Origin of the sequence: Phytoactinopolyspora limicola, from assembly GCF_011320225.1 — a bacterium.
Lineage (GTDB): Bacteria > Actinomycetota > Actinomycetes > Jiangellales > Jiangellaceae > Phytoactinopolyspora > Phytoactinopolyspora limicola.
The window spans coordinates 1-23,655 of record NZ_JAAOEN010000019.1 but is presented as its reverse complement, the minus strand read 5'-3'; the positions used below and the strand labels follow the sequence as shown (position 1 = coordinate 23,655).

Below are 23,655 nucleotides of genomic sequence, written 5' to 3'. Positions count from 1 at the left end.
AGCAGCGCACCTGTGTTCGATCACAGTTCCGCCAAAGTTACTTCGAGGTCTAGACCAAGTTAAAAGGTCATGACATGCTGACAGCCACATGACCGGTGTAGGCCGACCGTAGTTGGCCCGCTGTGCTGGCTGGAGGATGAATGAAGACCTACCTCAGAGGTAGTCGATTTGCTGCTGCGATCTTCGCTTCCGTACTTGTCCTCGCCGCTTGCGGCGGTGATGACAGCGACCCGTCCGACGACGACGGCGCCGCCCAGGAGGCGCCCGAGCCCTCGGACGATCCCGTCCACCTGACCATCTCGCACAATGCCGTACGCCCGGACGTCGTCGCCGTGTGGATCGAGGACTACGTCATCCCTGAATTCGAGGCCGCGATGGCCGCGGAAGGCCGTGAGGTCACCGTCGAACACATCGAAGGCGGGGTGGACGACTACAAAACCCAACTCGCCCTCGACCTCTCGGTCGGTGAAGGGCCGGACATCACGTCCTTCGACCAGTTTTGGACCGCCGAGTTCGCCGCCGGTGGCCTGATCGAACCCCTGGAGACCGTCGTCGGCGACATCGTCAACGACTGGGAAGGCTGGGATCAAATCCCCGAGGCAGTCAGTGGGTCGCTGGCCGTCGACGGCCAGCAGTACGGCATCCCGCTCGGCACCGACGGGCGGGTGCTGTTCTTCCGCACCGACCTGTTCGAGCAGGCCGGTCTGCCCACCGACTGGCAGCCGACATCGTGGGACGAGATCCTCGACGCCGCCCGCACCATCCAGTCCGAGCTTCCCGACGTCATTCCGATGCAGCTCAACGCCGGCGTCAACATGGAGGAAGCCACCACCCTGCAAGGTTTCATCCCGATCCTGCTCGGCGCTGGTGGCGACCTCTACGCCGACGGCAGCTGGCAAGGCGACACCCCACAGCTCCGCGAGACCCTGGAGTTCTACTCCACCGTCTTCGACGAGGGCCTCGCCGACTCCGACATGCAGCTGGTCACCGATGGCCGGGACCGCTCGTTCGAGGCGTTCGCCGACGGCAACCTCGCCATCATGATCGAGAGCGACTACCTCTGGCGTGGTGTCATCAACCCCGACGGCGGTTTCCCGATCGACGGCCGCGAAGACCTCGTCGGCTGGGCGCTGATCCCCGCGCAGCAGCCCGGCGCGGGCATCAACGGCCAGGACTTCGTCTCGGCGTCCGGCGGCACCGGCCGGGTCATTAACCCGAACACCGAGCACCCGCTGGAGGCCTGGGAGCTGCTGTCGTTTATGGGTTCCTACGAAGCTCAGCTCGACTGGGTGGAACGTGAACCCCGGATCACCGCACGAGAAGACGTCAACGAGGTCGGCATCGCCGAAGACCCCATGCAGTCCTTCGTCGCCGAGGAAGTGCTGCCGCTCACCTGGTACCGCCCCGGCTTCGAGGAGTACCCGCAGGTCTCCGAGGCGATCCAGCGGATGGTGGAGAACGTCATCGCTGGGCGCTCCGACGTCGACTCGGCGGCGCAGGAGTTCCACTCCAACCTCGAGGGAATCGTCGGCGCCGACAACGTCTCCGGCGAGTGAACGGCAATCCCGACGACCATGCGAACTCCGCCAACTGATCCGGCTGTCCTGCGAAGGACCGCCATATGACGGCCGACGACGGGCGCCGCCGCGACGACGCGGCGGCGCCCGGACATGACGTACCCACCGGCAGCGACGGCGGACAGCCAAGCCCTGCCGGTGGTGGCAGCGTCCAGCCCGTCCTCGCCGACGAGGGCACCACGTCCGTTCCCGAACCCGAACCGCGCCCCAAAGCCGACGCGACAGCCGAGGTAGCGGTGATCAACAAGCCGACCGCGATCGGCTTCGTCGCCCCCGCTCTGGGACTCATCGGCGTCTTCATGATGTTCCCCGCGGTGTGGGCGCTGTACTTGGGCCTGACGAACTACCGGGTCACCGGCACCGCGGCCCGCGAGCCGGAGTTCGTCGGCACCGACAACTTCACGCGGGCCCTGGAAGATCCCCTGTTCACCAGCTCATTGTGGATCACGCTGATCTTCATGGCGTTCTCCGGCGTCGTCGGCCAAATGGGGCTCGGTTTCACCCTCGCCTGGCTGTTCCGGCGGTGGCGCGGCTGGACCCGGCGGACCATCGAAGTCCTGGTGATCATGTCGTGGATCATCCCGGGCTCGGTCGTGGCCTTCCTGTGGCGGGCCTTCCTCGACGGCGAGGGCGGCACGCTCAACTCGCTTATCCCGGGTGACGTGACCACCGAGTGGCTGCTCCGGCAGCCGCTGCTGGCCATCATCGTCTTCAACATCTGGCGCGGCACCGCCTTCGCCATGTTGCTTTTCGACGCCGCGCTCAACACCCTGCCGCCGTCGCACCTGGAAACCGCCAAGGTTTCTGGTGCGTCCACCTGGCAGACGCTGCGCGACATCGTGTTCCCGGCCGTGCGGGGTCACATGCTGACCACCGCCCTGCTGGTCAGTATGTGGACGTTCAACCTGTTCACGCCGTTCCTGCTGACCGGTGGCGGCCCCAACTACCAGACCGAGGTGCTGGCCATCTACGTCTACCGGGTCGGTTTCGGCCAGGGTGACTTCGGCTTCGGCTCCGCGGTATCGGCGGTCATGCTGGTGATCAACCTGATCATCGCGCTGGTCTACTTCCGGGTGCTGCGCGACAGGAGGAAGAAGTCATGAGACTCATGTCCTCCATCCGGATCGACGAAACCGACCCGATGGCCACGGTCAAGGCGTTGCTCTCCCGGATCGGGCTCTACCTCTTCGCCGTGCTGATCGGGTTGTTCTTCGCGGTGCCCATGTTGTGGCTGCTGACCGCACCCTTCGACGCGTCGCCCGGCCTGAACGTGGCCTGGCCGTCGTTCACCCTCGACAACTTCAAGGGTGTGTTCGAGAACCCGCGGGCGGTGACGTCGCTACGCAACTCGCTGGTCCTGGCGGTGGTCGCCACCGGGTGTGTGGTGGTGTCGGCGGCGTTCGCCGGCTACGCGCTGTCCAGGGTGCGGATTCCGGGCCGCAACCTGCTGCTGTACATGTTGATGTTGTTCTCGGCCGTGGTGAGCGGCACGGCGACCATGGTGCCGACGTTCCTGCTCATCTACGAGATCGGGCTGATCAACACCCACACCGGTGTGGTGCTCATCCTGACCGGCGGCATGCTCCCGACGGCGCTGTTCATCCTCAAAGACTTCATGGACTCGGTGCCACGCAGCTACGAGGAGTCGGCGCAGGTGGCCGGGGCATCGTCGATCCAAGTCCTCAAGGACATCGTCGTACCGGTCGTGCGGCCCGGCCTGGCCGTGATCGCGGTGTGGGCGCTGGTGAACATCTGGGGTGACTTCCTCACCCCGTTCATCCTGCTACGCAGCGCCGACCTGTATCCCGCCGCGGTGGTGATCTACAACTTCTACGACGAGACCGGCCGCCCGGATCTGAGCCTGGTGTCCGCCTTCGCCTTCCTCTACTCGATCCCGGTGGTGCTGATGTATCTGTTCGTGAATGCCCGCTACGGCTTCCGCTTCCACGGAGGAATCAAACGATGACGGCGAGTGTCACCCTCAGCTCCCTCGTCAAGGAGTTCCCCGGCGGTGTCCGCGCCCTCGACGGGATCGACCTGACCATCGGGGCAGGCGAGTTCTTCGCCCTGCTGGGCCCGTCCGGTTGTGGCAAGACAACCATGCTGCGGACCATCGCCGGTCTGGAGAACGCGACGTCGGGACAGATCCTGATCGACGACCGCGACGTCACCAAGGTGCCATCCGGCAAACGCAACGTCGCCATGGTGTTCCAGGACTACGCCCTGTACCCGCACATGACCGTCGTCGACAACGTCGCCTATCCGCTGAAAGTCCGCAAGGTCGGCAAGGAAGAGCGGCGCAAGACAGCGGCCGAGGCGGCGTCGAACCTCCAGTTGGAGAAGCTGCTGGAACGGCGCCCGGGGCAGCTGTCGGGTGGTCAGCAGCAGCGGGTCGCGTTGGCCCGGGCCGTGGCGTATCACGCGAACCTGTTCCTGTTCGACGAGCCGTTGTCCAACCTGGACGCCCGGCTGCGGCTGGAGGCCCGCACGTTCCTCAAACGGCTGCAGAAGGAACTCGGGATCACCACCATCTACGTCACCCATGACCAGTCGGAGGCGCTCGCGCTGGCCGACCGGATCGCGGTGATGGAGTTGGGGCACATCCGCCAGCTGGACACCCCGGCCGTGGTGTACGAGCGGCCGGCGTCGCTGTTCGTGGCGTCGTTTATCGGATCGACCCCGATGAACCTGGTGCCCGGTGTGGTCCGCGACGGCGACATCGACATCAAGGGAACCCGGTTCCCGCTGCCGGCCGCGGCCGCGCCACACGTCACCGAGGGCGAGGAGGTGGTGCTGGGGTTCCGGCCCGAGCACACCGAGATCACCACCGACCCCGGGGCGTCGTTCGAGGGTGAGGTCGCCGTCGTCGAGCTCCTCGGCATCGAACACCTCGTCACGGTGGAACGCGACGGTGTCTCCGTGCAGGCGACTACCCGGACTCCCCCGCAGGTGGGCGACCGGATCCGGCTGGCCGCCCCGCAGGAGCACACGCTGCTGTACCGCGCCGGCGACGGCGGGCTGGTCGGATCGCCCCGGCTGGAAGTGGCGTCGGCGGCCGTGACCGGCTCCCCCCTCTCCCCATGATCATGAACACTTATCCGGGCTATGGCACGGCAAATGGTTCATGATCATGGGCGGGGGGCGGCCGCCGCGGTGTTCTTCGACTCCGGCGGCACCCTGGCCCGGCCGCTGGGTGATGACTGGTGGCCCAAACCTCGCTTCGCCGAACTGATCGAGGCGTCGGGCCGCCTGCTTCCCGGCGCCGATCAGATCCGGTCCGCCCACGACGCCGGAGCCGGGCATCTCGCGAGCCATCAGGCCATCCCGACCGTCGACGACGAGGTGGGGGTGTACGTCGGCTTCTACCGGATCGTCCTGGCGGTCTTGTACGACGACGCTCCCGAAGACCTGGTGTACTCCCTCGCCGAGGCGGCGGTGTACGAGCTGGACCAGGAGCCCTACGACGACACCCGGGCCGTGCTGCGGACGCTAGCCGCCTCCGGTGTTCGGATGGGTATTGTCTCCAACGCTGGGCCGTCGCTGGAGCTGCGCTACCGCGACATGGGGCTGCGCCAGCTGTTCGACCCGTTCGTCATCTCCGCCGTCGTCGGGTCGGAGAAGCCGGGCCAGGAGATCTACGAGATCGCGCTCGAACGGGCCGCACTCGACCCCGCTGACGTGGTATTCGTGGACGACGTGACAGCGAACGTGGCGGCAGCGGCCGCCTTGGGCATGCGGGCCTACCTGATCGACCGCGACGGGCCTGGCGACAGGCCGGACGCCACGCTGCGCGACAACCGCCGACCCGTGCTGTCCGATCTACAGGATCTTCCCGCGATCATGGAGGGTGCATGCGTATCACGCGAACCCTGACCCCTGAGGACCGTGCCGCCTCGCCGTACCTGGAGCTGCCGTTCGAGGTGCCGCCCGGGACACCGTCGATCGAGGTCAGGCTCTCCTATAACCGCGATCACGGGGTGGTTGATCTCGGATGTCTGGATCCGCACGGCTTCCGCGGCTGGTCCGGTGGCGCGAGGTCCCGGTACGTCGTCGGCTCTGCCGAAGCCACCCCCGGTTACCTGCCGGGGCCGGTGGACGCCGGGGTCTGGGCCGTGCTGCTGGGGCTGCACCGGGTTCCCGCCGCCGGCATCGACGTCGTCGTCGAGATCGACCTGCCAGCGACGGGGCCCGCGGAGACCGAGCCAGCACCACCGCCCGTACCCGAGCGTCGGCCCCGGCGCGACCTACCCGCCGACTCTGGCCTGACGTGGCTGGCCTGCGATTTCCATGCACACACCCTGCATTCCGATGGCTCCTTCGGTCGGGCCGAGCTGGCCGCGCTCGCCGTTGACGTCGGTCTCGACGTGCTGGCCGTCACCGACCACAACACCGTCAGCCATTTCGCCGGCCTAGCGGAGATCGGCCGGAACTTCGGCGTGACTTTGCTGCCCGGTCAGGAGGTCACCACCGACCGTGGGCATGCCAACGCCTTCGGCTCGATTCCCTGGGTCGACTTCCGTCAGCCCGCTGAGCTTTGGGTGTCACACGTGGAATCGGCCGGCGGGTTGCTGTCCATCAACCACCCGCTGATGGGCGACTTCGCCTGGAGCCACCCGCTGACCCGACGCCCGCCGCTCGCCGAGATCTGGCACTGGTCCTGGCTCGATACCCGCTGGACCGGACCGCTGGCCTGGTGGAACGCCTGGGGCTGGGACACCGTGCCGATCAGCGGCAGCGACTTCCACAACCCGGCCGATGGTCGCCCGCTTGGGGTTCCGGTCACCTGGGTAGCCGTGGAGTCCGGATTCGACGCCGAAGGCCCTGCGCCGGGCGAGCTGGTGCTGGACGGGCTGCGGCACGGCCGGGTCGCGGTCACGTCGGCCTTCGACGCCCCGGTGCTTATGCGTGTGGACGACGAGTTGGTGGCCGTCGGCGGCGACGGCACCCTCCTGACCGACCGGTTCGGCCACCGCCGCCCCGTGCACGGCGACGTGGTGCGGTTCCGCGCCGCCGACGGCCCCTACCGCCTGGAGACCCCTGACGCCGCAGTGGTCGCCATCACCCCCTGACCAGGGTGCGCACGTTCCGCACCTGATCGCCTCCACGATGTGGACACGTTGCGCACCCGTACCACCCTAGGGAGCTGGGGCAACGGTATGGCTGAGATCCAGGTGGCAGTCGAGGGTTTTCTGGATGGGCGGCCCATCAGGATCGGCGATAACGTCGGCCAGTATGCGAACGGACTCACGCCCCATGTCGCGCCGTGGTATCGAGAGTTCGGCGACGACATCAGTGTGATGTGTCCCCCCGGGCAAGCCGCCGAGGCTGACGACGGAGAGCTGAGCTGGAATGTCCCAGCCTGCTTGCCGGGCTTGGTAGCACACATTACGAGCCTCGCCGCTTGACTCGGTGAGCACCGCGGTGATCTGGCGTTTCTCGATTTCCCCGAGCAAGTTGGGGTTGCGTTCGGTCAAGACTGGGGTGTCCGGCGGGGCCAGCTTGAAGGACCGCACGGCTCGCTCGAAACCGCGACGGCGATCCTGCGCCGCTTCGGTCTGTGATCTGCTGTTGGTCATCGCGATGCGCCGGTGTCCACGCTCTACAAGCGCCTGCACCGCCCGGTGGATGCCGGATGCGTAGTCCGCGGCCACGTAAGAAACCTGCGTGCCCGGGATCTCACGTCGTCCGACGATAACGAACGGGAAACCATCAGTAGCTAGCCTTGCGAGCTCGTCTCGACGCTTATGACCACCGAGGATGATGGCACCATCGGCGAGCTGCAGGGAGTTACTGCCGTCGAGGTAGATCGCCCGTCGGCCATCCGACGTACGACTCGAGGTGAACATCAGGAGGTTGTAGCCGAGCGCGTCGGCCTCCTGCTCGATCCCGATCAGGAACTGATGGTAGAAGCTGATGCTCTCGACCGGGAAGATGGCTTCGTAGGTGAATACGCCGACCAGTTTGCTCCGGCCGTGAGCCAGGTTCTGAGCGGCGATGTTGGGGACATAACCGACCTCCCGGATCGCCGCCCACACCCGGGCAGCAGCTTCCGGGCCCACGCCGGTGCTGCCCTTCGCGGCGGGGCCGTTAATGACGGTAGAGACAACACTACGGGAGACCCCGGCCAACTTTGCGACGTCGGCTTGGGTGGCGCGACGCCGACGTTTTCCGGGCGGAACGTCAGGCACGTGAGCACCATATCACCGGGATCATCGGAGGCACATCATGACGCGCGCCATATTGGACGACCCCACCCAGACGTTCAGGCGACCCCCAAGACATTCACCCCAAGTAGGGATGGTTGCAGTTTGGGTATTGACGCCAACCATCGCCACCCAGTAGCGTCTCGCCATGACGCGCGTCATTAAATGCAATAGATAATCAACTTTCAAGCCCACTACCGATCAGGAGCACGTATGGCTCAAGACACCGAGGTCGACCTCGCCGAGCCAGATCGCCGTCCGGTGTTGCGGCCGATGTCGAGGTGGCAGCGGTTTCGGCGTGATCGGTTTCTGCTGTTGCTGGGGCTCCCTGGTGTGTTGTTGGTGTTGTTGTTCCAGTATGTGCCGTTGCTGGGGAATGTGATCGCGTTCAAGGATTATCAGCCGTATCTGGGGATTGTGGAGTCTCCGTGGGTGGGGCTGGACAACTTCGCGATCATCTTTAATGGTGATCCGGCGTTCGTGAACGCGTTGACGAACACGTTGATCATCTCGTTTGTGCAGATCGTGTTCGTGTTCCCGATCCCGATCGCGCTGGCGTTGTTGATGAACTCGTTGTTGAGCGAGCGGATCAAACGCACGGTCCAATCGATCCTGTATCTGCCGCACTTCATGTCCTGGGTGATCGTGGTCGCGTTGTTCCAGCACATGCTGGGCAACGCCGGGTTGTACAACACCTGGGCGAGGGCGAACGATTTCTTCGAGGTCAACGTCATCGGTGACCCGGACCTGTTCATCGCGTTGATCACCTCGCAGGTGATCTGGAAAGACGCCGGCTGGGGCACCATCATCTTCCTCGCCGCGATCTCCCGCGTCGATATCGAACTGTTCGAGTCGGTCGCCGTGGACGGGGGCGGGCGGATACGCCAGCTCTGGCATGTCACCCTGCCCGCGATCCGCCCGGTGATCATCCTGCTGCTCATCCTGAAACTCGGCGATGTGCTCACCGTCGGGTTCGAACAGATCTTCCTGCAACAAGGACCCGTCGGCCTGCAAGCCTCCGAAGTGTTGGACACCTACGTGTACAACCGCGGGATCGTGGGCGGCAACTGGGGCACCTCAGCCGCGGTCGGCCTGGTCAAAGGCCTGGTCGGCACCGTTCTGGTGCTGGGCGCGAACAAAGTGGCGCATCTGTTCGGTGAACGCGGGATCTACTCATCGAAGAAGGACCTCTAACCCCATGGCTGATCTCACCACGACGACCACACCCGGACCAGACACCCCTACCCCTAGCAGTGGCGGCGGCAACCGCCGCGGCCGCCGCAGCGGCGCGCCGGCGAAACTGCTGCCGGGAGTGTCCCGGCAGAAACGGCTGCAAGCGATCAACGGCGCCAAACCCCCCAACCCGGTTGTGCGTGGCGTCAAAGGGATCGTGCTGTTCCTGTGCTGCGCGGTGGTGATCATCCCGTTCCTCGCGGTGATCTCCACCAGCCTGGCCGACCAGGCCCAGATCAGCGCCGCCGGAGGGTACGTGCTCTGGCCGGACAACCCGTCCTTCTACGCCTACGAAGCGATCTTCCGCGGCGGCGTGGTCACCCGCGCCACCCTGGTCTCCATCGGGATCACCCTGGTCGGGTCCGGGCTGTCGGTCACCGTGGTCGCGCTGCTCGCCTACTCCCTATCCCGCCCAGGAACCTGGGGCCACAAACCCATCCTGCTGCTGGTGCTATTCACCATGCTGTTCAACGCCGGCATGATCCCCAACTACCTCCTCATCCGCCAACTCGGCCTCATCGACTCCTACTGGGCCCTCATCCTCCCCACGCTCACCTCCGCGTTTCAGATCATCATCATGCGCGCGTTCTTCCTCGAAACACCCAAAGAAATCGTCGAAGCCGCCCGCATCGACGGCGCCTCCGAACTACGCATCCTCGTGTCCATCATGCTGCCACTGTCCAAAGCAGCCATCGCGGTCATCGCCCTGTTCAACGCCGTCACCTACTGGAACGCATTCTTCAACGCCGTCCTCTACATCAACTCCACCGAAAAATGGCCCCTCCAACTCGTCCTCAGAACCTACGTCGTCGACAACACCGCCATCGGCGTCGACCTCCCCGGCGACGTCGTCCCACCCCAACAATCCCTCCAAATGGCCATCCTCGTCGTCTCCCTCGTCCCGATCTGCCTCGTCTACCCATTCCTCCAAAAACACTTCGCCAAAGGCGTCGTCATCGGCGCCGTCAAAGGCTAAACGATCAAAGATCGCCTCGAAACACATCCCACCTGCCGATTGGGAACCGAGGCATAACCGAAGCTCGCATAAAACAAGTTCACGTAATCTCTCATCCCCTATTGATTGCCTGCCTGAACAGTTCTTCATCTCGTAGCTAATTGTGTTGATTCAGCGAAGGTGGCACGGATAAGGGCTCTGGCCCTATCCGCGACATCTGAGTTCACTCGTTTGTTTTCGTAGAAAGGGTTGTTTGACGATGATGATGCAGCGTGACATGGGACGACGGCGGTTCCTCCAGCTCGGGTCTGGTATCGGGCTGTCCGCGGTGGTCGGCACGGGGTTGGTGGCCTGTGGTGGCGACTCCGGAAGCGACGATGCGGGTTCGGCTACTGGTGGTCCGGGTGGGAATGGTCAGACACCGGACGGTGGTGGGCGGGTGGTGTTGCCCACGTATCAGCGTTTTGATGGGATCGAGCCGGATCTACCGGGTGATGAGCACGGGGTTCCGGATGCGTACTTCTCCTACCCGCGCCCGGCGAACCCGTCAACTGATGGCCCGCCCGGCAGTGGGGGTGTGGTCCGGGCGATGTTCGGGATCACCACAACGGTCCCACCGGCGATGGGACGTAACGCACATTGGCAAGGGTTGAACGAGCGCCTCGGTGTTGAGCTGCAGTTGAACATGATGCCGATGAGCGACTACCCGACCACGTTCCAGTCCTCTATCGCCGGTGGTGACCTGCCCGACCTGGTCCAGGTGGCGCCGACCACACCCAGGCTTCCCGACATGCTCGAAGCCACCTTCACCGACCTCACCGAATACCTGTCCGGTGACGCGGTACTGGAATATCCGAACCTGGCGAACCTGCACCCCTACGCCTGGGAACACTGCATCTACAACAACGGCATCTACGCCGTGCCGATGCTGAATCTGCGGGCGCCGAACAACATGCACGTGCGCCAGGACATCGTCGACGCCAAAGCCCTCAACGGCGACCCAGCCGACGCCGAAGAGTTCTTCGAACTGTGCCAGGGTCTAACCGATGACCGCGCGAACACCTACGCGTTAGCCCAACCGACAGCAATCTTGAACAACTTCATTACCCGCATGTTCGAGGCTCCGGTGGGATGGAGCGCGGATGGTGGGGCTTTCGTCAACGCGTGGGAAACCGAAGAGTTCAAGGCGGCGTTGGAATACACAGCTCGGTTGTGGGAGGCCGGGATATTCCACCCGGACTCATTCGCCGGTGCCAACCATTCACAACTGTTCCGCAGCGGTGGCGTCGCGATGATGGCCGAAGGTGGCCTGCATTACCGCTCAGTACTCGCCGACGAGGTCCCCGGCCTGGACCTCACATTCATGGCACCACCACTAGCCGACGGCGGCGGGTACGCACCCGTGGTTCACGGCACCGGAGTCTATCGACTCACCGCGATCAAACAGGGCCTCGACGAGGACCGGACCCGGGAACTGCTGCGCATCCTCAACTGGCTCGCCGCGCCGTTCGGCACCGAGGAATACCTCTACCTCAACTTCGGCGTCGAAGACGAACACCACACCTGGGACGACAACCAGGGCGTCCCTGACCCGACCGACAAGCTGGGCACCGAACGCACCCCCGTGGACTTGGTGGTGCGTCCCCCCGTCCCGGTCTTCGATCCCGCATACCCGCAGGTGGCCGAGCGGTTCTATCACCACCAAAAGCAGGTCGTCCCGAACGGGATATCCAACCCGACGGCAGGACTCTACAGCGAAACCGAAGACCGCAGCGGTCAAGCATTCAACGCACCAGTCAGCGACGCGATCAACGAGATCATCCAAGGCCGCCGCCCAATCACCGACTGGGACCAGGTCATCGACACCTGGCGCAACTCCGGAGGCGATGACGCCCGAGGTGAATATGAAGTGGCGTTCGAGGAACGTGTGAACAGCTGACCGATCGGTTGTGGAGCGCGACCCGGCAGTAATCCACATACGTTGGCGATCCGCCGGGTACGGCGTCGTTCCGAAGCTGATGCATCGGACAGCATCCAGGTGAAAGGAATTTCGTGCGAGAGCAAAACGTCGACGTCCTCGTGGTAGGTGGCGGTCTTGGGGGTGTTGCGGCAGCGCTGACCATTGCCCGGCTAGGCAACCGGGTGGTGGTGACGGAGGAGAGCCCCTGGCTGGGCGGCCAGCTGACTTCCCAAGGAGTGCCGCCCGACGAGCACGGGTGGATTGAACGATTCGGCTGCACCCGCTCGTATCGCCGGCTGCGGGAGGGAATCCGCAGCTACTACCGGCGAAACTATCCGTTGAATGAGACCGCGGCGACACTCGCCTTGTTGGATCCCGGCCAGGGTGGCGTGAGCCGACTGTGCCACGAGCCTCGGGTGGCGGTGGCGGCGATTGACGAGATGCTGGCTCCATACCGCGCGGGCGGAGAGCTTCAGGTGCTCATACGACATCGTCCGGTATCGACAGAGCTGGGTGTCGGCGACACGGTTCGGGCGGTGACCTTCGTTGATGATGAGACCGGCGACGAGGTGACGGTCGAGGCCACGTACGTGCTGGACGCGACTGAGTTAGGCGATTTGCTGGATCTTGGCAAAGTTGAGCACGTCACCGGCGCGGAGAGCCAGGCCGACACCGGGGAGCCGCACGCGTTGGTTGGGACCGCGCAGCCGCTGGACCAACAGGCTTTCTCGTGGTGTTTCGCAATGGACTATCAACCCGAGGCGGACTTCACCATAACCAAACCGGAGCAGTACGAGTTCTGGTCGCAGTACCAGGCCGACTTCTGGCCCGGCCGGCATCTGTCCTGGGACGACGTTGTCCCGCCCACTCTGGAGAAACGTACCCGTGGTGTTCTGACCGACGTCGACACGCACCTAGGCAGTAACACGAAGGGACTGTTGTGGCGGTTCCGGCGGATCCTATCGGTGCGGAACTTTGAGCCCGGCCGTTACAGCAGTGACATCACCCTCGTGAATTGGCCGCAGCTTGACTACTGGCTCGGCCCGCTGGTTGGAGTAAGCGAGGAGGAAAAGAACCACCATATAGAAGCCTCCCGGCAGTTGAGCCTTTCGTTCCTGTACTGGATGCAGACAGAGGCGCCGCGCTATGACGGAGGTACGGGTTATCCCGGGCTGCGTCCCCGTGGTGACGTGCTTGGCACAACTCATGAACTGGCGATGCGCCCCTACATCCGAGAATCCCGACGGATCCAGGCAGCGTTCACCGTCACCGAGCAACACGTCGGCGTCCAAGCCCGCCACGAGCTGGGGTTGTCGGCGCGTTCAGAGCGGTATCGGGACTCCGTCGGAGTAGGCCGATACCGGATCGACCTTCACCCCAGTACCGGTGGTGAGAACGGCCCACGGACGTACGTGGATATCAGCAGCTACCCGTTTCAGATCCCGCTTGGTGCCCTGATCCCTCAACGGGTCGAGAACCTACTCCCGGCGAACAAGAACATCGGCACCACACACATCACCAACGGGTGTTACCGGCTGCACCCCGTCGAATGGAATATCGGCGAAGCAGCTGGCGCGCTCGCGGCGTACTGCCTGCGTCACGACACAACACCGCGGCAGGTCTATTCCTCACCTGATCGGACAGCGGATTTCCAGCAGTTGCTGACCGACACCCTCGGTGTCGAGATCGCCTGGCCGGATTCCGTCTTCGACGAGGCGAACCGGGCTTAGAGGTTACGCAACCACGTAGTGGGTTTGGAGTTTGAGTGATGACGCAGTTAGGTACACCGCCAGCAGAGAGCGTCGATGATAAGGAGCTGCGTGATCGTGTTGCGGGGTTGAGTTTGGAGCAGAAGGTTCGGCTGTTGGTTGGTGCCGATAAGTGGCGGTTGCATGTCGAGCCGGTGGTGGGGTTGGGCGAGGTGGTGTTGTCTGATGGGCCGTCGGGGGTGCGTGGGTCGGGGTGGGATGAGCGTGATCCGAGTGTGAGTTTGCCGTCGGGGTCGGCGTTGGGTGCGACGTGGGATGCGGGGTTGGCGTATCGGTATGGGGTGGTGTTGGCGGGTGAGGCGCGGTTGAAGGGTGCGCACGTGGTGCTGGGTCCGACGATCAACCTGCATCGTAGCCCGTTGGGTGGGCGGCATTTTGAGGCGTTTTCTGAGGATCCGGTGTTGACGTCGTGGTTGTCTGCGGCGTATGTGCGGGGGGTGCAGGACCATGGGGTGGGTGCGTGTCCGAAGCATTACGTGGCGAATGAGTTTGAGACCGATCGCAAGACGGTTGATGTGGTGGCGGGTGAGCGGGTGTTGCGGGAGGTCTACCTGGCGGCGTTCGAGGACACGGTTGTCACCGAGCGGCCGTGGTTGGTGATGGCTGGGTATAACGGGGTGAACGGTGCACCAATGACGGAGAATGCGCTGCTGGCTGAGCCGTTGTGTGGGGAGTGGGGCTTCGATGGTGTGGTGGTGTCTGATTGGGGCGCGGTGTACAGCGTCGAGCCGGCCGCCAGGGCTCGGCTGGATCTGAAGATGCCGGGACCGGATCGCACCTGGGGGCCGCAGGTGGTGGACGCGGTGCGGGCCGGGCGGATCGACGAGGACGTGATCGATGAGAAAGTGACCCGGTTGCTGCGGCTGGCCGGACGGGTCGGGGCCCTGGACGGCGCCCAACCCCCAACGGGCCGAACATCGCCGGCGACCCCGGTAGACGCGGTATCGCGGGCACCATCATCGGTGGGTGTGGATGGTGTGGTGGTGGCTCGTGAGGTTGCTGCTGATGGGATGGTGCTGGTCCGCAACGAGGGGGGTGAGCTGCCGTGGGACGCCTCAGGGTTGGCTTCGGTTGCGGTGATCGGGAATCATGCGTTGGTGCCGCGTACTCAGGGTGGTGGGAGCGCGCGGGTGGCGCCTGGTCGGGTGGTGTCGCCGTTGCAGGGGTTTCGTGCGGCGTTGCCGGGGGTGCGGGTTGAGTGGGCTCTGGGTGCCGCGGTCGGGCATGGCCGGATCGCGCCGGTGGACCCGGAGTCGTTGGTTGATCCGGTGACGGGTGGGCCGGGGGTCCGGGTGCGGTTCCTGGACGCTGACGGCCAGGAGGTGGTCAGTGAGAACCGCCGCAGCACGGACATCGCGGCGTTGGATATCCGCTCCCGGCCCGGTGTTGTCAGGGTCGAGGCCAGCACCCGCTACCTGCCCACCAGCACCGGCACGGTCCAGTTGGGGGTCGCGACGAGGGACCCGGTCACCGTCGCGGTGGACGGTGCCACCGTCATCGATGCCGGACTACCCCACCCTGCCGGGGAGGAAGGGGAGCAGGGGCGTCCGTTGGTGCCGCGGCCGGTCAGCGCCCCGGTCGAGGTGGTAGCCGGCCGGGCGGTGGAACTGCTGGTCAGGATGGACGTTGCCGCCCGTGGTGCGGCGCCAGGGCCGTACTCGCTGACCATCGGGATCGATCAAGCCACCAGAACACCGGAAGAAGAACTCGCTCACGCGGTCCAGACCGCCCGCGACGCCGAGGTCGCGGTTGTCGTGGTCGGGACCAGCGACGCCGAGGAAAGCGAAGGGTATGACCGCAGCACCCTCGCGCTCGCCGACGGCCAGGACGAACTCGTGTCCGCGGTCGCGGCCGCCAACCCCCACACCGTGGTCGTCGTCAACACCGGCGCGCCGGTGCTGATGCCCTGGCGGAATGAGGTCGCCGCGGTCGTGCTGGCCTGGTTCGGTGGGCAAGAACTCGGCCACGCCCTCGCCGACGTCCTGCTCGGCATCGTTGAACCCGGCGGGCGGCTACCCACCACCTGGCCGGCCACCGAAACCGACGTCCCCCTACTATCCACCAACCCCGCCGACGGCGCCGCAGACTACAACACCGCCGGCATCCACGTCGGCTACCGCGCCTGGCTGAAAACCGGCACCAAACCCGCCTACCCCTTCGGCTACGGCCTGGGCTACACCACCTGGGAGGTGACGGACCTGAAGGTGCCGCAGACGGCTAGCGTTGGGCAGGACTTGGAAGTGGCCATCACGGTACGCAATACCGGGCACCGGGACGGCAAGTACGTCGCTCAGCTCTATTTGTCCCGTGAGGACACCACGATCGACCGCCCACGAAGATGGTTGGCCGGACACGCCGTCATACGAGCAGATGCCGGGACCGAGGAGTCGGCCACGATCGCGGTACCCGCGCGGACGTTCGCGCACTGGAACAACGGCTGGCACACCGAACCCGGCACCTACACCATCCACCTCGGCACCCACATCAACCACCTACCCCACCAAACCCACATCCACCTCCACTAACCACCAGCACCATCCCCAACCCCATGATCATGAACACTACCGATCCATATACGACCCAAACTGTTCATGATCACCGGGGTGAGAGGGGAAGTCACGCGGTGACGGGGAAGGCGACGCCGCTGTGTAGGAGCACGTTCGCATAGGGGGTGAACTCGCCGGTGCGGACTACTGCGCGCACGTGTCGGGTCTGCTCCTTGAGCAACTCGTGCGGCACGCGGGTCTCCTCCACGCCAGACATCCGCTCGCGTAGGTGGGCGACCAACTCCGGGCACTGCTTCAGTGCTTCGTCGGCCAGGGTGTAGCCCTCCACTCGTAGTTCGGTCAAGACCGCGTCAACCACGTTGATAAACGCGGGCTGGCCTGCGGCAAAGGCCAGATCGATCCGGTCGACGCCGGGCGGAACCGGCAGTCCGGCGTCGGCGATACAGAGGGTGTCGCCGTGCCCCATTGAGGAAACCAACGCAGACAGCGCCGGATGCAGGATCCCCGTCTTCTTCATATCTCAGTACCTTCCATGATCATTGGCTTTTGGCTACCGGATCCGGTAGCCAAAAGCCAATGATCAGCGGGGCGGGGGCGGGTGGGGTGGGGTGGTCACCCGGTGAAGTCGGCGACGTTGTCCGAGGTCACGAGCTGCACGTCGACGCCCTGTTCGGCCTCGACGTCACCACCGTCGGCGATGGTGAGCGCTACCTCGACGGCGGCCGCACCCATCTCGTCCGGAAGCTGCGCCACGGTCGCGTCCATCTCACCGGCCTGGATCGCGGCCAGCGCGTCGTCGGTGGCGTCGAAGCCGACGATCACCAGGTCGTCGAGGATCCCCGCCGACCGGGCGGCCTCCACGGCACCCAGCGCCATCTCGTCGTTCTGCGCGAAGACACCGGCCAGACCGGAGTTGGCCTGCAACACGTTCTCGGCCACGGTGAGCCCCTCGTCACGGCTGAAGTTCGCCGCCTGGCTGCTGGCCAGGCTGATCCCGGAGGCGGCGTCGAGTGCCTCCTGGAACCCGGCACCACGGTCCCGCGCGGCCGACGTCCCCGCGATCCCCTCGAGCTGTGCGACGTCACCCGAGCCGCCGATCTGCTCGAACAGGAACTCCCCGGCCAGCCGGCCGCCCAGGACGTTGTCGCTGGCGATGTGGGCGGCGATCTCGCCTCCGTCGGAGCCGCGGTCCACCGTCACCACCGGGATACCCGCATCGTTGGCGGCTTCGATCGACGGCACGATCGCCGCGGTGTCGACCGGGTTGACGATCAGGACGTCGACGTCGCGGGTGATGAAGTCCTGCACGTGGTTGGCCTGCGATTGCGCGTCGTCGCGGGCGTCGGAGACCAGCAGCTCAGCTCCAGCTTCGCTGGCGACGTCCTCCGCGCCGTCGCGCAGGGTAACGAAGAACGGGTTCTCGAGGGTGGAGACGGCCAGGCCGATCGTCACGTCGCTACCGGACCCGCCGTCGCCACCACCGTTGCCGTCGTCGCTGCCGCCGTTCCCGTCGTCGCCCCCGCACGCCGCCAGCACGATCGCGGTGACGGCCAGGACTGGGATCAGGGTTCTTCTCATCTCCGAAACTCCTTTGTTGATGTTCTCGATGAATTGCCGCTGACAACGGCACGTGTGAGTAAGTCAGCCCACGATCACCGACGACGTGGTCACCGTTTCGACCGGCGACGGAGGGTGTCGGTCATCACCGCGATGGCGATCACCGCACCGATGATCACTTGTTGCCAGAACGCGGAGACGTCGAGCAGATTGAGCCCGTTGCGCAACACCCCGATGATCAGCGCGCCGACAAGGGTGCCGGACATACTCCCTCGCCCGCCGGCGAGGCTCGCGCCACCGATCACCACGGCGGCGATCACGTCCAGCTCCATGCCGGTCGCGGCGGTCGGCTGCGCCGAGTCGAGCCGGGACATCAGGATCAGTCCGCCCAGCCCGGCCAGAGCCCCGGCCGCGGTGTAGACCTTCAGTTTCTCCAGGTTGACCTTGAGGCCGGACAGCCGGGCGACCTCTTCGTTGCCGCCGATGGCGTAGAGCGCTCGCCCCGATGGCCGGTAGCGCAGGTAGGCGGAGCCGAGCACGAACAGCGCGACCACCAGGAGGACCGACGGTGGCACCAGGCCGAAGATCTGATACCGGGTGATGTCGCGGAACCAGTCCGGATACCCGGAGATCGGCCGGCCGTCGGAGATAACCAGCGCCAGGCCACGCGCCATGGACAGCATCGCCAGCGTAGCGATGAACGGCGGGAGTTTCCCGACGGTGATCATGAGCCCGCTGATGAACCCGGCCAGTGCTCCAACCGCGAGGCCCGCCAGAAACGCGATCACCATTGGCAGCTCAGCCTCAACAAATGTCCAGCCGGCCACCACTCCGGACAGGCCCACCACCGACCCGACCGACAGGTCGATCCCGGCCGTGATGATCACTGCCGTCATACCCAACGCCAGGATGGCCAGGACCGAGATCTGCTGGAACACGTTGACGAGGTTGTTCACGGTCAGGAAGGCGTCCGACATGACGGTCAGGACAACCACCAGGACCAAAAGGCCCAATAGCGGCCCGCTGGACCCGAAGCGGTCGAACACTGCCCGCCAGGCCGGAGCCGAGTTGTCTCGCGCCGGTGCCTCCGGCTCCTGTGTTGTGGCCGACATCAGCCACTCACCGCCAATGTCATGACTCGTTCCTCCGTTGCTTCTTCACGTTCCAGCAGCCCGGTCTGGTGACCGTGCGAGAGCACGAGCACCCGGCGGGCCAGCCCGAGTACCTCGGACAGCTCCGAGGAGATGACGATGACGCCCACGCCATTCCGGCTGAGCTCGTCGATGAGGCGATAGATCGAGACCTTCGCCCCGACGTCCACCCCACGGGTCGGCTCGTCGAAGATCACGACCCGCGGATTCTTCGGGATCCATTTGGCGATGGCCGCCTTCTGCTGGTTGCCGCCCGACAGGGTGCCGGCGGCCTGGCCCGGCTGGCCGCGCAGATCGAGGCGGCGAGCCAGCTCGTCCACCAGGCGTTTGACGCCTGAGCGTCGTACCACCCCGCCCTGCGCCACGTCCTTCAGCGACGGCAGGGCGATGTTGTCCTGCACCGACATACCCAGCACTAGGCCCTGGGCCTTGCGGTCCTCCGGCACCAGCACGATCCCTGCCGAGATAGCATCGACTGGCGCCCGGATGCGCATCTCCCGGCCGTCGACGACGATCCGCCCGCGGTCGGCCGGTTCCGCACCGAACAGTGCCCGCGCCAGCTCCGTGCGGCCCGCGCCCACCAGCCCGGCGATGCCCAAGATCTCCCCCGGACGTACGGTGAACGACACGTCGCTGAACGCGCCCTCGCGGCCGAGACCGTCGACCCGGAGCAGTTCACCGTCGTCCGGCTCGCGCGGTTCCGGGTACACCTGGTCGACGGTGCGGTCCACCATGGCCTCGACCAGCTCGTCGATCTCGACGTCGGCCCGGTCCCAACCAGCCACCCGCTGGCCGTCGCGCATCACGACGACGCGGTCCCCCACTCGGGCCACCTCGCGCAGCCGGTGAGTGATGTACACGAAGCCGACACCGTCGGCCCGCAGTTCGTCGATGATTTCGAACAGCCGCTCTGACTCGGCGGCGCCCAGTGCGGCGGTGGGTTCGTCCAGGATCAGGATCCGCGCATCCAGGGACAACGCCTTGGCGATCTCGACCTGTTGCTGCGCCGCCACCGACAGCCGCGATACCGGAGTGCTGACGTCCGCGGTCAGGCCGACCCTGCGGGTTAGTTCAGCGGCCGCCCGATTCATCTCCCCGTACTGGATGCGCCCGTTGCGCTGGTGCTGACGGCCGAGGAAGATGTTCTCCGCCACCGACAAATCCGGGACGAGGTTCATCTCCTGGTGGATCATGACAACACCGGAGGCGATGGCCGCACGTGGGGTGTCCGGCCGGTACGGCGCACCGTCGAGTGTCATCGAGCCGGCATCGGCGGCATGTGCGCCGGACAAGATCTTCATCAGGGTGGACTTACCGGCGCCGTTCTCTCCCAGCACCACCTCGACCTGGCCGTATCGGACCTCGAGGTCGACGCCGTCCAAGGCGCGCACCCCAGGGAAGGTCTTGGTGAGCCCCCGGCAGACCAACCCGATACCAGCGGCTGATGCCCGGCTCTCCGACAACACGCTCACCGCTCCTCCTCCTGTTTCTCACCGGCCAGCCGCTTCTCACCGGCTAGTGGCCCCGCTCTGAGTTCTCCGCCAGGCGGGTCTGGGCAGCCGCAGGAACCACGGGCCACCAGCTCAACCGGCAGGACCGCGGCGCTGACGGCCGCTTCCGGGTCCGCGATCCGTTCTAATAGCTGTGCCATCGCCGCCTTGCCCAGGTCGGCGAACGGCTGCGCCATGGTGGTCAGCGCGGGTGTGGCGTAGGCCCCTGCCGCGATTCCGTCGAACGAGGTGATGGCGACGTCTTCTGGGCACCGCAGGCCGAGTTCGGTGACCGCCCGCAGCACCCCGAGCGCCTGCTCGTCGCTGGCCGTAAAGAACGCGTCGATCGAACCGGACGATGCGCTGGCCAGCACCCGACGCGCGACGGCGTATCCGGGCTGGCGGCCGAACGGGATCTGCCACAGAGCGTCACCGTCCACGGGTAACCCGGCGGCGCGCATAGCGTCTCGCCAGCCGGCCACCCGGTCGGTGGCGGGCAGCACGTCCTCAGGTCCAGCGATGCAGGTGATGGCGCGACGGCCGTGCTCCAGCAGGTGCTCGGTGGCCGCCCGCGCACCACCGCGGTTGTCGACGAGCACGGCGGGCGCCGACGCACCCGCGACCTGCCGGTCGAGTGCGATCCACGGTGTCTGGGCCCGCTCCAGTTCGGGTAGGAAGCCGGCGGGACCGTGGGCCGGAACGAGGAACAGCCCGTCCACCTGGCGCTGGAGGAAGGTGCGCACGTAGGCGGTCTGCCGCTCGTCGTCCTCCGCGCCGTTGCCGATCAGGAGTGTGTAGCCGTGCGCAAAGGCCGACTCCTCGATGGAGCGGGCGAGTTCGGCGAAGTAGGGGTTGGACGTGTCCGGGACCACAAGGCCGAGGGTCATGGTCTTGTTCATGCGCAACGAGCGCGCGACGCCGTTGGGCCGATAGTCCAAAGCCTCGACGGCCGCCAGCACCCGGGCTCTGGTCTCCGGTGCCACGCTGCGTGGGCCGCCGTTGAGCACATAACTCACCACCGCGGGCGACGTTCCGGCCATCTTCGCCACGTCGGCTCGGCGCACAACCACGACGGCAGCTCCTAAGTCCAGTGCATATGGCCTATCAACACGAGTTGGCAATACGTGTTGATGCCCATAGTGACGCTTCGTTCACCGCAGCGCAACCCCCCGGAAACAACCGTTTCCCCGACGCGACCTGTATGGTAAACAAGACAGGTGACGTATTCGCCTGCCGCGCTCATCCCTTGGCTCACCACACTTCCGAAGGTCGAGCTCCACCTCCACCTGGAGGGTTCACTACGGCCACCCACCATGCTTCACCTGGCCGAACGCAATGGTGTCGACGTCGGCGCCAGCTCCGCCGAGGAGCTCACCGGCCTGTACCAGTTCGGCAGCTTCGACGACTTCGCCCGGCTGTTCTTCACCGGTCTCGCGGTACTACGCAGCGCCGAGGACTTCGCCGACGCCACCGCCGCGCTCGGCGCCGAACTTGCCCGCCAGAACGTGCGCTACGCCGAGGTCACCTCCACACCAATAACCCACCAGCGACGAGGCGTCGCCGCGGAGGAGTACCGCGACGGGTTGAACGAAGGGCGCCGGCGCGCATTCACCGACCATGGCGTCGAACTGGCCTGGGTCTGCGATATCGCCCGGGAGAGCGAGGACCCGGCGTCAGAGGCGACGATCGAATACCTGCTCGGCCATACCGCACCGGAGGGCGTCGTCGGGCTCGGCCTCGGCGGTATCGAGGACGGCTATCCACCGGAACTGTTCGAGACGTCGTTCGCCCGCGCCCGGGCGGCCGGACTGGCGTCGTTGCCACACGCCGGTGAGACCGTCGGACCGGCCAGCATCTGGGGAGCGCTGTGGTCGCTGCAGGCGTCCCGGATCGGGCATGGAGTCCAATGCCTGGCCGACCCGGAACTCGTCGCGTACCTACGCCAGCATCGGATTCCGCTCGAGGTCGCGCCGACGTCGAACGTCGCACTCAAGCTGGCAGCGAGTCCGGGCGAACACCCACTCGGGCAGCTGGCCGCGGAAGGTCTGCGCATCACGATCAACACCGACGACCCCGCCTACTTCCAGACCACACTCGTCGACGAGCTGCTCCTTGCCCATCAAATACACGGCTTCACCACCGAGGCGCTGATCGCCACGCAGCTGGACGCGCTCGACGTCTCCTACGCTCCTGAGGCCACCAAGGCCCGGATCCGACACGAACTCGCCGAGGTGCCGCCGGTAGCCGGACCGGGCTCTCACCGATGACGCGGCCGCCGGGCCCGGACCGCCCGCTATACAGCAGGATCGCGGCATCGCTGAAGGGGCGTATCCTGTCTGGTGCGCTGCCCCCCGGTAGCCGGCTGCCCGGTGAGGAACGGCTGGCCGCCAGCCTCGGCGTCAGCCGGAGTACCCTCCGGCAGGCCATCGCGGCGCTGCGTGACTCCGGATACGTGACGAGCCGAACGGGTTCGGGAAGTTACGTCGCCGACGTCCTACCGGTTCAGCCGCTGACCCCACGCTCCGGCCCGGTCTATTCGGGCTTCCTCGACGATCTCGACGACGAAGCACTGCACGTGGACGAATCGCACCGGAGCCACCGGTCCGTCACCGCCGACGACGCTCTCGCCACCGCGCTGCGGGTGTCCGAAGGCGCCGAACTGGTGCGCTACGACGCAGTTCGGCGCCGGGACGGAGTCGTCTATGGCCTGGCCAGCGACGTCCTACCCGCCTGGGTGGCACACGACATCACGCCGGAGATCCTGGCCGCCAGCCCCACCATCGGCGACGCCATGGCTACCGCCGGTCACCGGGTCATGGAAAGCCTGCAACGGGTGGAGCCGGCGCTGCTGGACGAACGGACCGCCGAGCTATGCGGAGTGGCCGCCGGCTCCCCTGCCCTGACGCTGGCGGGGACCGCGTACAACAACGACCGGGTTCCCATCAACTGTTACCGCCTGATCATCGTGGCCGGTTACGGAATCGGCCTAGCCCTGACTCGGGTCAATTCCGGACTACTACCAGCGCCTTGACCCAGCGCCCTCCCCCGGTGTGCACCTGATCTCCGTTTTGACGCCTGATCGTTTACTCCGGGGCGATCAGGTGTGCTGAAAGCGCGTGACAGCGCTGTGGTGTCTCGGGACATCGCTGACGGGTGTGTCTCGGGACATCGCTGACGGTTTGAGTGTGTCATGTGGGTTGGGGTTCGCGGTGGCCGCGTAGGTCGTAGCGGGGTTGGGCGCTGGGTTGGTAGC

The 23,655-nt window shown here is 65.8% G+C and carries 19 protein-coding genes; 13 read left to right on the top strand and 6 right to left on the bottom strand.

Translation table 11 applies throughout. From position 1 onward, the window contains the following. Positions 1-140 precede the first annotated feature (140 nt). The 6 genes from G8760_RS25755 (at position 141) to G8760_RS25730 (ending at position 6,646) form a co-directional block, all read left to right on the top strand. On the top strand, positions 141-1,556 hold the full coding sequence (locus G8760_RS25755) for an extracellular solute-binding protein (RefSeq protein WP_166355713.1): 1,416 nt from the start codon (positions 141-143) through the stop codon (positions 1,554-1,556). A 65-nt stretch (positions 1,557-1,621) separates the two neighbouring features. After that, positions 1,622-2,680 (top strand): carbohydrate ABC transporter permease, encoded by a 1,059-nt coding sequence (locus tag G8760_RS25750; RefSeq protein WP_207782730.1) that lies wholly within the window; start codon positions 1,622-1,624, stop codon positions 2,678-2,680. Positions 2,681-2,685: 5 nt separating this feature from the next. After that, on the top strand, positions 2,686-3,543 hold the full coding sequence (locus tag G8760_RS25745; protein WP_166355785.1) for an ABC transporter permease subunit: 858 nt from the start codon (positions 2,686-2,688) through the stop codon (positions 3,541-3,543). Continuing rightward, positions 3,540-4,661 carry an ABC transporter ATP-binding protein gene (locus G8760_RS25740; RefSeq protein WP_166355712.1) on the top strand — a complete coding sequence of 374 codons (1,122 nt, stop codon included), beginning with the start codon at positions 3,540-3,542 and terminating at the stop codon, positions 4,659-4,661. Before G8760_RS25745 ends, G8760_RS25740 begins: the two co-directional genes overlap by 4 nt. Positions 4,662-4,694: 33 nt before the next feature. Next, positions 4,695-5,450 carry an HAD family hydrolase gene (locus G8760_RS25735; RefSeq protein WP_166355711.1) on the top strand — a complete coding sequence of 252 codons (756 nt, stop codon included), beginning with the start codon at positions 4,695-4,697 and terminating at the stop codon, positions 5,448-5,450. Further along, positions 5,429-6,646 (top strand): CehA/McbA family metallohydrolase, encoded by a 1,218-nt coding sequence (locus G8760_RS25730; RefSeq protein ID WP_166355710.1) that lies wholly within the window; start codon positions 5,429-5,431, stop codon positions 6,644-6,646. Before G8760_RS25735 ends, G8760_RS25730 begins: the two co-directional genes overlap by 22 nt. A 66-nt stretch (positions 6,647-6,712) precedes the next feature. On the opposite strand, the gene G8760_RS25725 is transcribed toward G8760_RS25730, so the two are convergent. Further along, positions 6,713-7,765 (bottom strand): LacI family DNA-binding transcriptional regulator, encoded by a 1,053-nt coding sequence (locus G8760_RS25725; protein WP_166355709.1) that lies wholly within the window; start codon positions 7,763-7,765, stop codon positions 6,713-6,715. Positions 7,766-7,993: 228 nt separating this feature from the next. Between G8760_RS25725 and G8760_RS25720 the strand changes: the two genes are divergently transcribed. The 5 genes from G8760_RS25720 to G8760_RS25700 all read left to right on the top strand — a co-directional run bounded on the left by G8760_RS25720 (position 7,994) and on the right by G8760_RS25700 (position 16,222). After that, positions 7,994-8,974 carry an ABC transporter permease gene (locus G8760_RS25720; RefSeq protein ID WP_207782728.1) on the top strand — a complete coding sequence of 327 codons (981 nt, stop codon included), beginning with the start codon at positions 7,994-7,996 and terminating at the stop codon, positions 8,972-8,974. 4 nt (positions 8,975-8,978) lie between these two features. Continuing rightward, positions 8,979-9,989 (top strand): carbohydrate ABC transporter permease, encoded by a 1,011-nt coding sequence (locus tag G8760_RS25715; RefSeq protein ID WP_166355708.1) that lies wholly within the window; start codon positions 8,979-8,981, stop codon positions 9,987-9,989. 238 nt (positions 9,990-10,227) lie between these two features. Continuing rightward, positions 10,228-11,907 carry an extracellular solute-binding protein gene (locus G8760_RS25710; RefSeq protein WP_166355707.1) on the top strand — a complete coding sequence of 560 codons (1,680 nt, stop codon included), beginning with the start codon at positions 10,228-10,230 and terminating at the stop codon, positions 11,905-11,907. A gap of 113 nt (positions 11,908-12,020) precedes the next feature. Then, the gene (locus G8760_RS25705) at positions 12,021-13,658 is read left to right on the top strand and encodes an FAD-dependent oxidoreductase (protein ID WP_166355706.1); all 1,638 of its coding nucleotides are present in this window, start codon (positions 12,021-12,023) and stop codon (positions 13,656-13,658) included. 38 nt (positions 13,659-13,696) lie between these two features. Further along, positions 13,697-16,222, top strand: a complete 2,526-nt coding sequence (locus G8760_RS25700) for a glycoside hydrolase family 3 C-terminal domain-containing protein (RefSeq protein ID WP_166355705.1) — start codon at positions 13,697-13,699, stop codon at positions 16,220-16,222. 91 nt (positions 16,223-16,313) lie between these two features. Here the strand turns inward: G8760_RS25700 and rbsD are convergent, their stop codons facing one another. The 5 genes from rbsD to G8760_RS25675 all read right to left on the bottom strand — a co-directional run bounded on the left by rbsD (position 16,314) and on the right by G8760_RS25675 (position 21,472). Then, positions 16,314-16,721 carry a D-ribose pyranase gene (gene rbsD, locus G8760_RS25695; RefSeq protein ID WP_166355704.1) on the bottom strand — a complete coding sequence of 136 codons (408 nt, stop codon included), beginning with the start codon at positions 16,719-16,721 and terminating at the stop codon, positions 16,314-16,316. A 95-nt stretch (positions 16,722-16,816) separates the two neighbouring features. Continuing rightward, positions 16,817-17,782: a substrate-binding domain-containing protein gene (locus G8760_RS25690; protein ID WP_166355703.1), complete on the bottom strand. Its 966-nt coding sequence runs from the start codon at positions 17,780-17,782 to the stop codon at positions 16,817-16,819. An 89-nt stretch (positions 17,783-17,871) separates the two neighbouring features. Continuing rightward, positions 17,872-18,873: an ABC transporter permease gene (locus G8760_RS25685; RefSeq protein WP_166355702.1), complete on the bottom strand. Its 1,002-nt coding sequence runs from the start codon at positions 18,871-18,873 to the stop codon at positions 17,872-17,874. Beyond that, entirely contained in the window at positions 18,873-20,384 is a 1,512-nt protein-coding gene (locus tag G8760_RS25680; RefSeq protein ID WP_211199012.1) for a sugar ABC transporter ATP-binding protein, read from the bottom strand. The genes G8760_RS25685 and G8760_RS25680 overlap by 1 nt, the downstream gene beginning before the upstream one ends. Continuing rightward, complete coding sequence (locus G8760_RS25675) at positions 20,381-21,472, bottom strand: LacI family DNA-binding transcriptional regulator (protein WP_207782727.1); 1,092 nt, start codon at positions 21,470-21,472, stop codon at positions 20,381-20,383. Before G8760_RS25675 ends, G8760_RS25680 begins: the two co-directional genes overlap by 4 nt. A 147-nt stretch (positions 21,473-21,619) precedes the next feature. Here G8760_RS25675 and add point away from each other — a divergent pair, with 147 nt between their 5' ends. Together add and G8760_RS25665 are read left to right on the top strand one after the other, a co-directional pair. Then, positions 21,620-22,669 (top strand): adenosine deaminase, encoded by a 1,050-nt coding sequence (gene add, locus G8760_RS25670; protein ID WP_166355701.1) that lies wholly within the window; start codon positions 21,620-21,622, stop codon positions 22,667-22,669. After that, entirely contained in the window at positions 22,666-23,433 is a 768-nt protein-coding gene (locus tag G8760_RS25665; RefSeq protein WP_166355700.1) for a GntR family transcriptional regulator, read from the top strand. The genes add and G8760_RS25665 overlap by 4 nt, the downstream gene beginning before the upstream one ends. Positions 23,434-23,655: the final 222 nt, after the last annotated feature.

Coding starts and splice junctions, on each gene's coding strand:
- G8760_RS25715 (WP_166355708.1), top strand. CDS start 8,979: ATGGCTGATCTCACCACGACGACCACACCCGGACCAGACACCCCTACC.
- G8760_RS25690 (WP_166355703.1), bottom strand. CDS start 17,782: ATGAGAAGAACCCTGATCCCAGTCCTGGCCGTCACCGCGATCGTGCTG.
- G8760_RS25730 (WP_166355710.1), top strand. CDS start 5,429: ATGCGTATCACGCGAACCCTGACCCCTGAGGACCGTGCCGCCTCGCCG.
- rbsD (WP_166355704.1), bottom strand. CDS start 16,721: ATGAAGAAGACGGGGATCCTGCATCCGGCGCTGTCTGCGTTGGTTTCC.
- G8760_RS25735 (WP_166355711.1), top strand. CDS start 4,695: ATGGTTCATGATCATGGGCGGGGGGCGGCCGCCGCGGTGTTCTTCGAC.
- G8760_RS25745 (WP_166355785.1), top strand. CDS start 2,686: ATGTCCTCCATCCGGATCGACGAAACCGACCCGATGGCCACGGTCAAG.
- G8760_RS25665 (WP_166355700.1), top strand. CDS start 22,666: ATGACGCGGCCGCCGGGCCCGGACCGCCCGCTATACAGCAGGATCGCG.
- G8760_RS25685 (WP_166355702.1), bottom strand. CDS start 18,873: ATGTCGGCCACAACACAGGAGCCGGAGGCACCGGCGCGAGACAACTCG.
- G8760_RS25740 (WP_166355712.1), top strand. CDS start 3,540: ATGACGGCGAGTGTCACCCTCAGCTCCCTCGTCAAGGAGTTCCCCGGC.
- G8760_RS25720 (WP_207782728.1), top strand. CDS start 7,994: ATGGCTCAAGACACCGAGGTCGACCTCGCCGAGCCAGATCGCCGTCCG.
- G8760_RS25755 (WP_166355713.1), top strand. CDS start 141: ATGAAGACCTACCTCAGAGGTAGTCGATTTGCTGCTGCGATCTTCGCT.
- G8760_RS25700 (WP_166355705.1), top strand. CDS start 13,697: ATGACGCAGTTAGGTACACCGCCAGCAGAGAGCGTCGATGATAAGGAG.
- G8760_RS25750 (WP_207782730.1), top strand. CDS start 1,622: ATGACGGCCGACGACGGGCGCCGCCGCGACGACGCGGCGGCGCCCGGA.
- G8760_RS25710 (WP_166355707.1), top strand. CDS start 10,228: ATGATGATGCAGCGTGACATGGGACGACGGCGGTTCCTCCAGCTCGGG.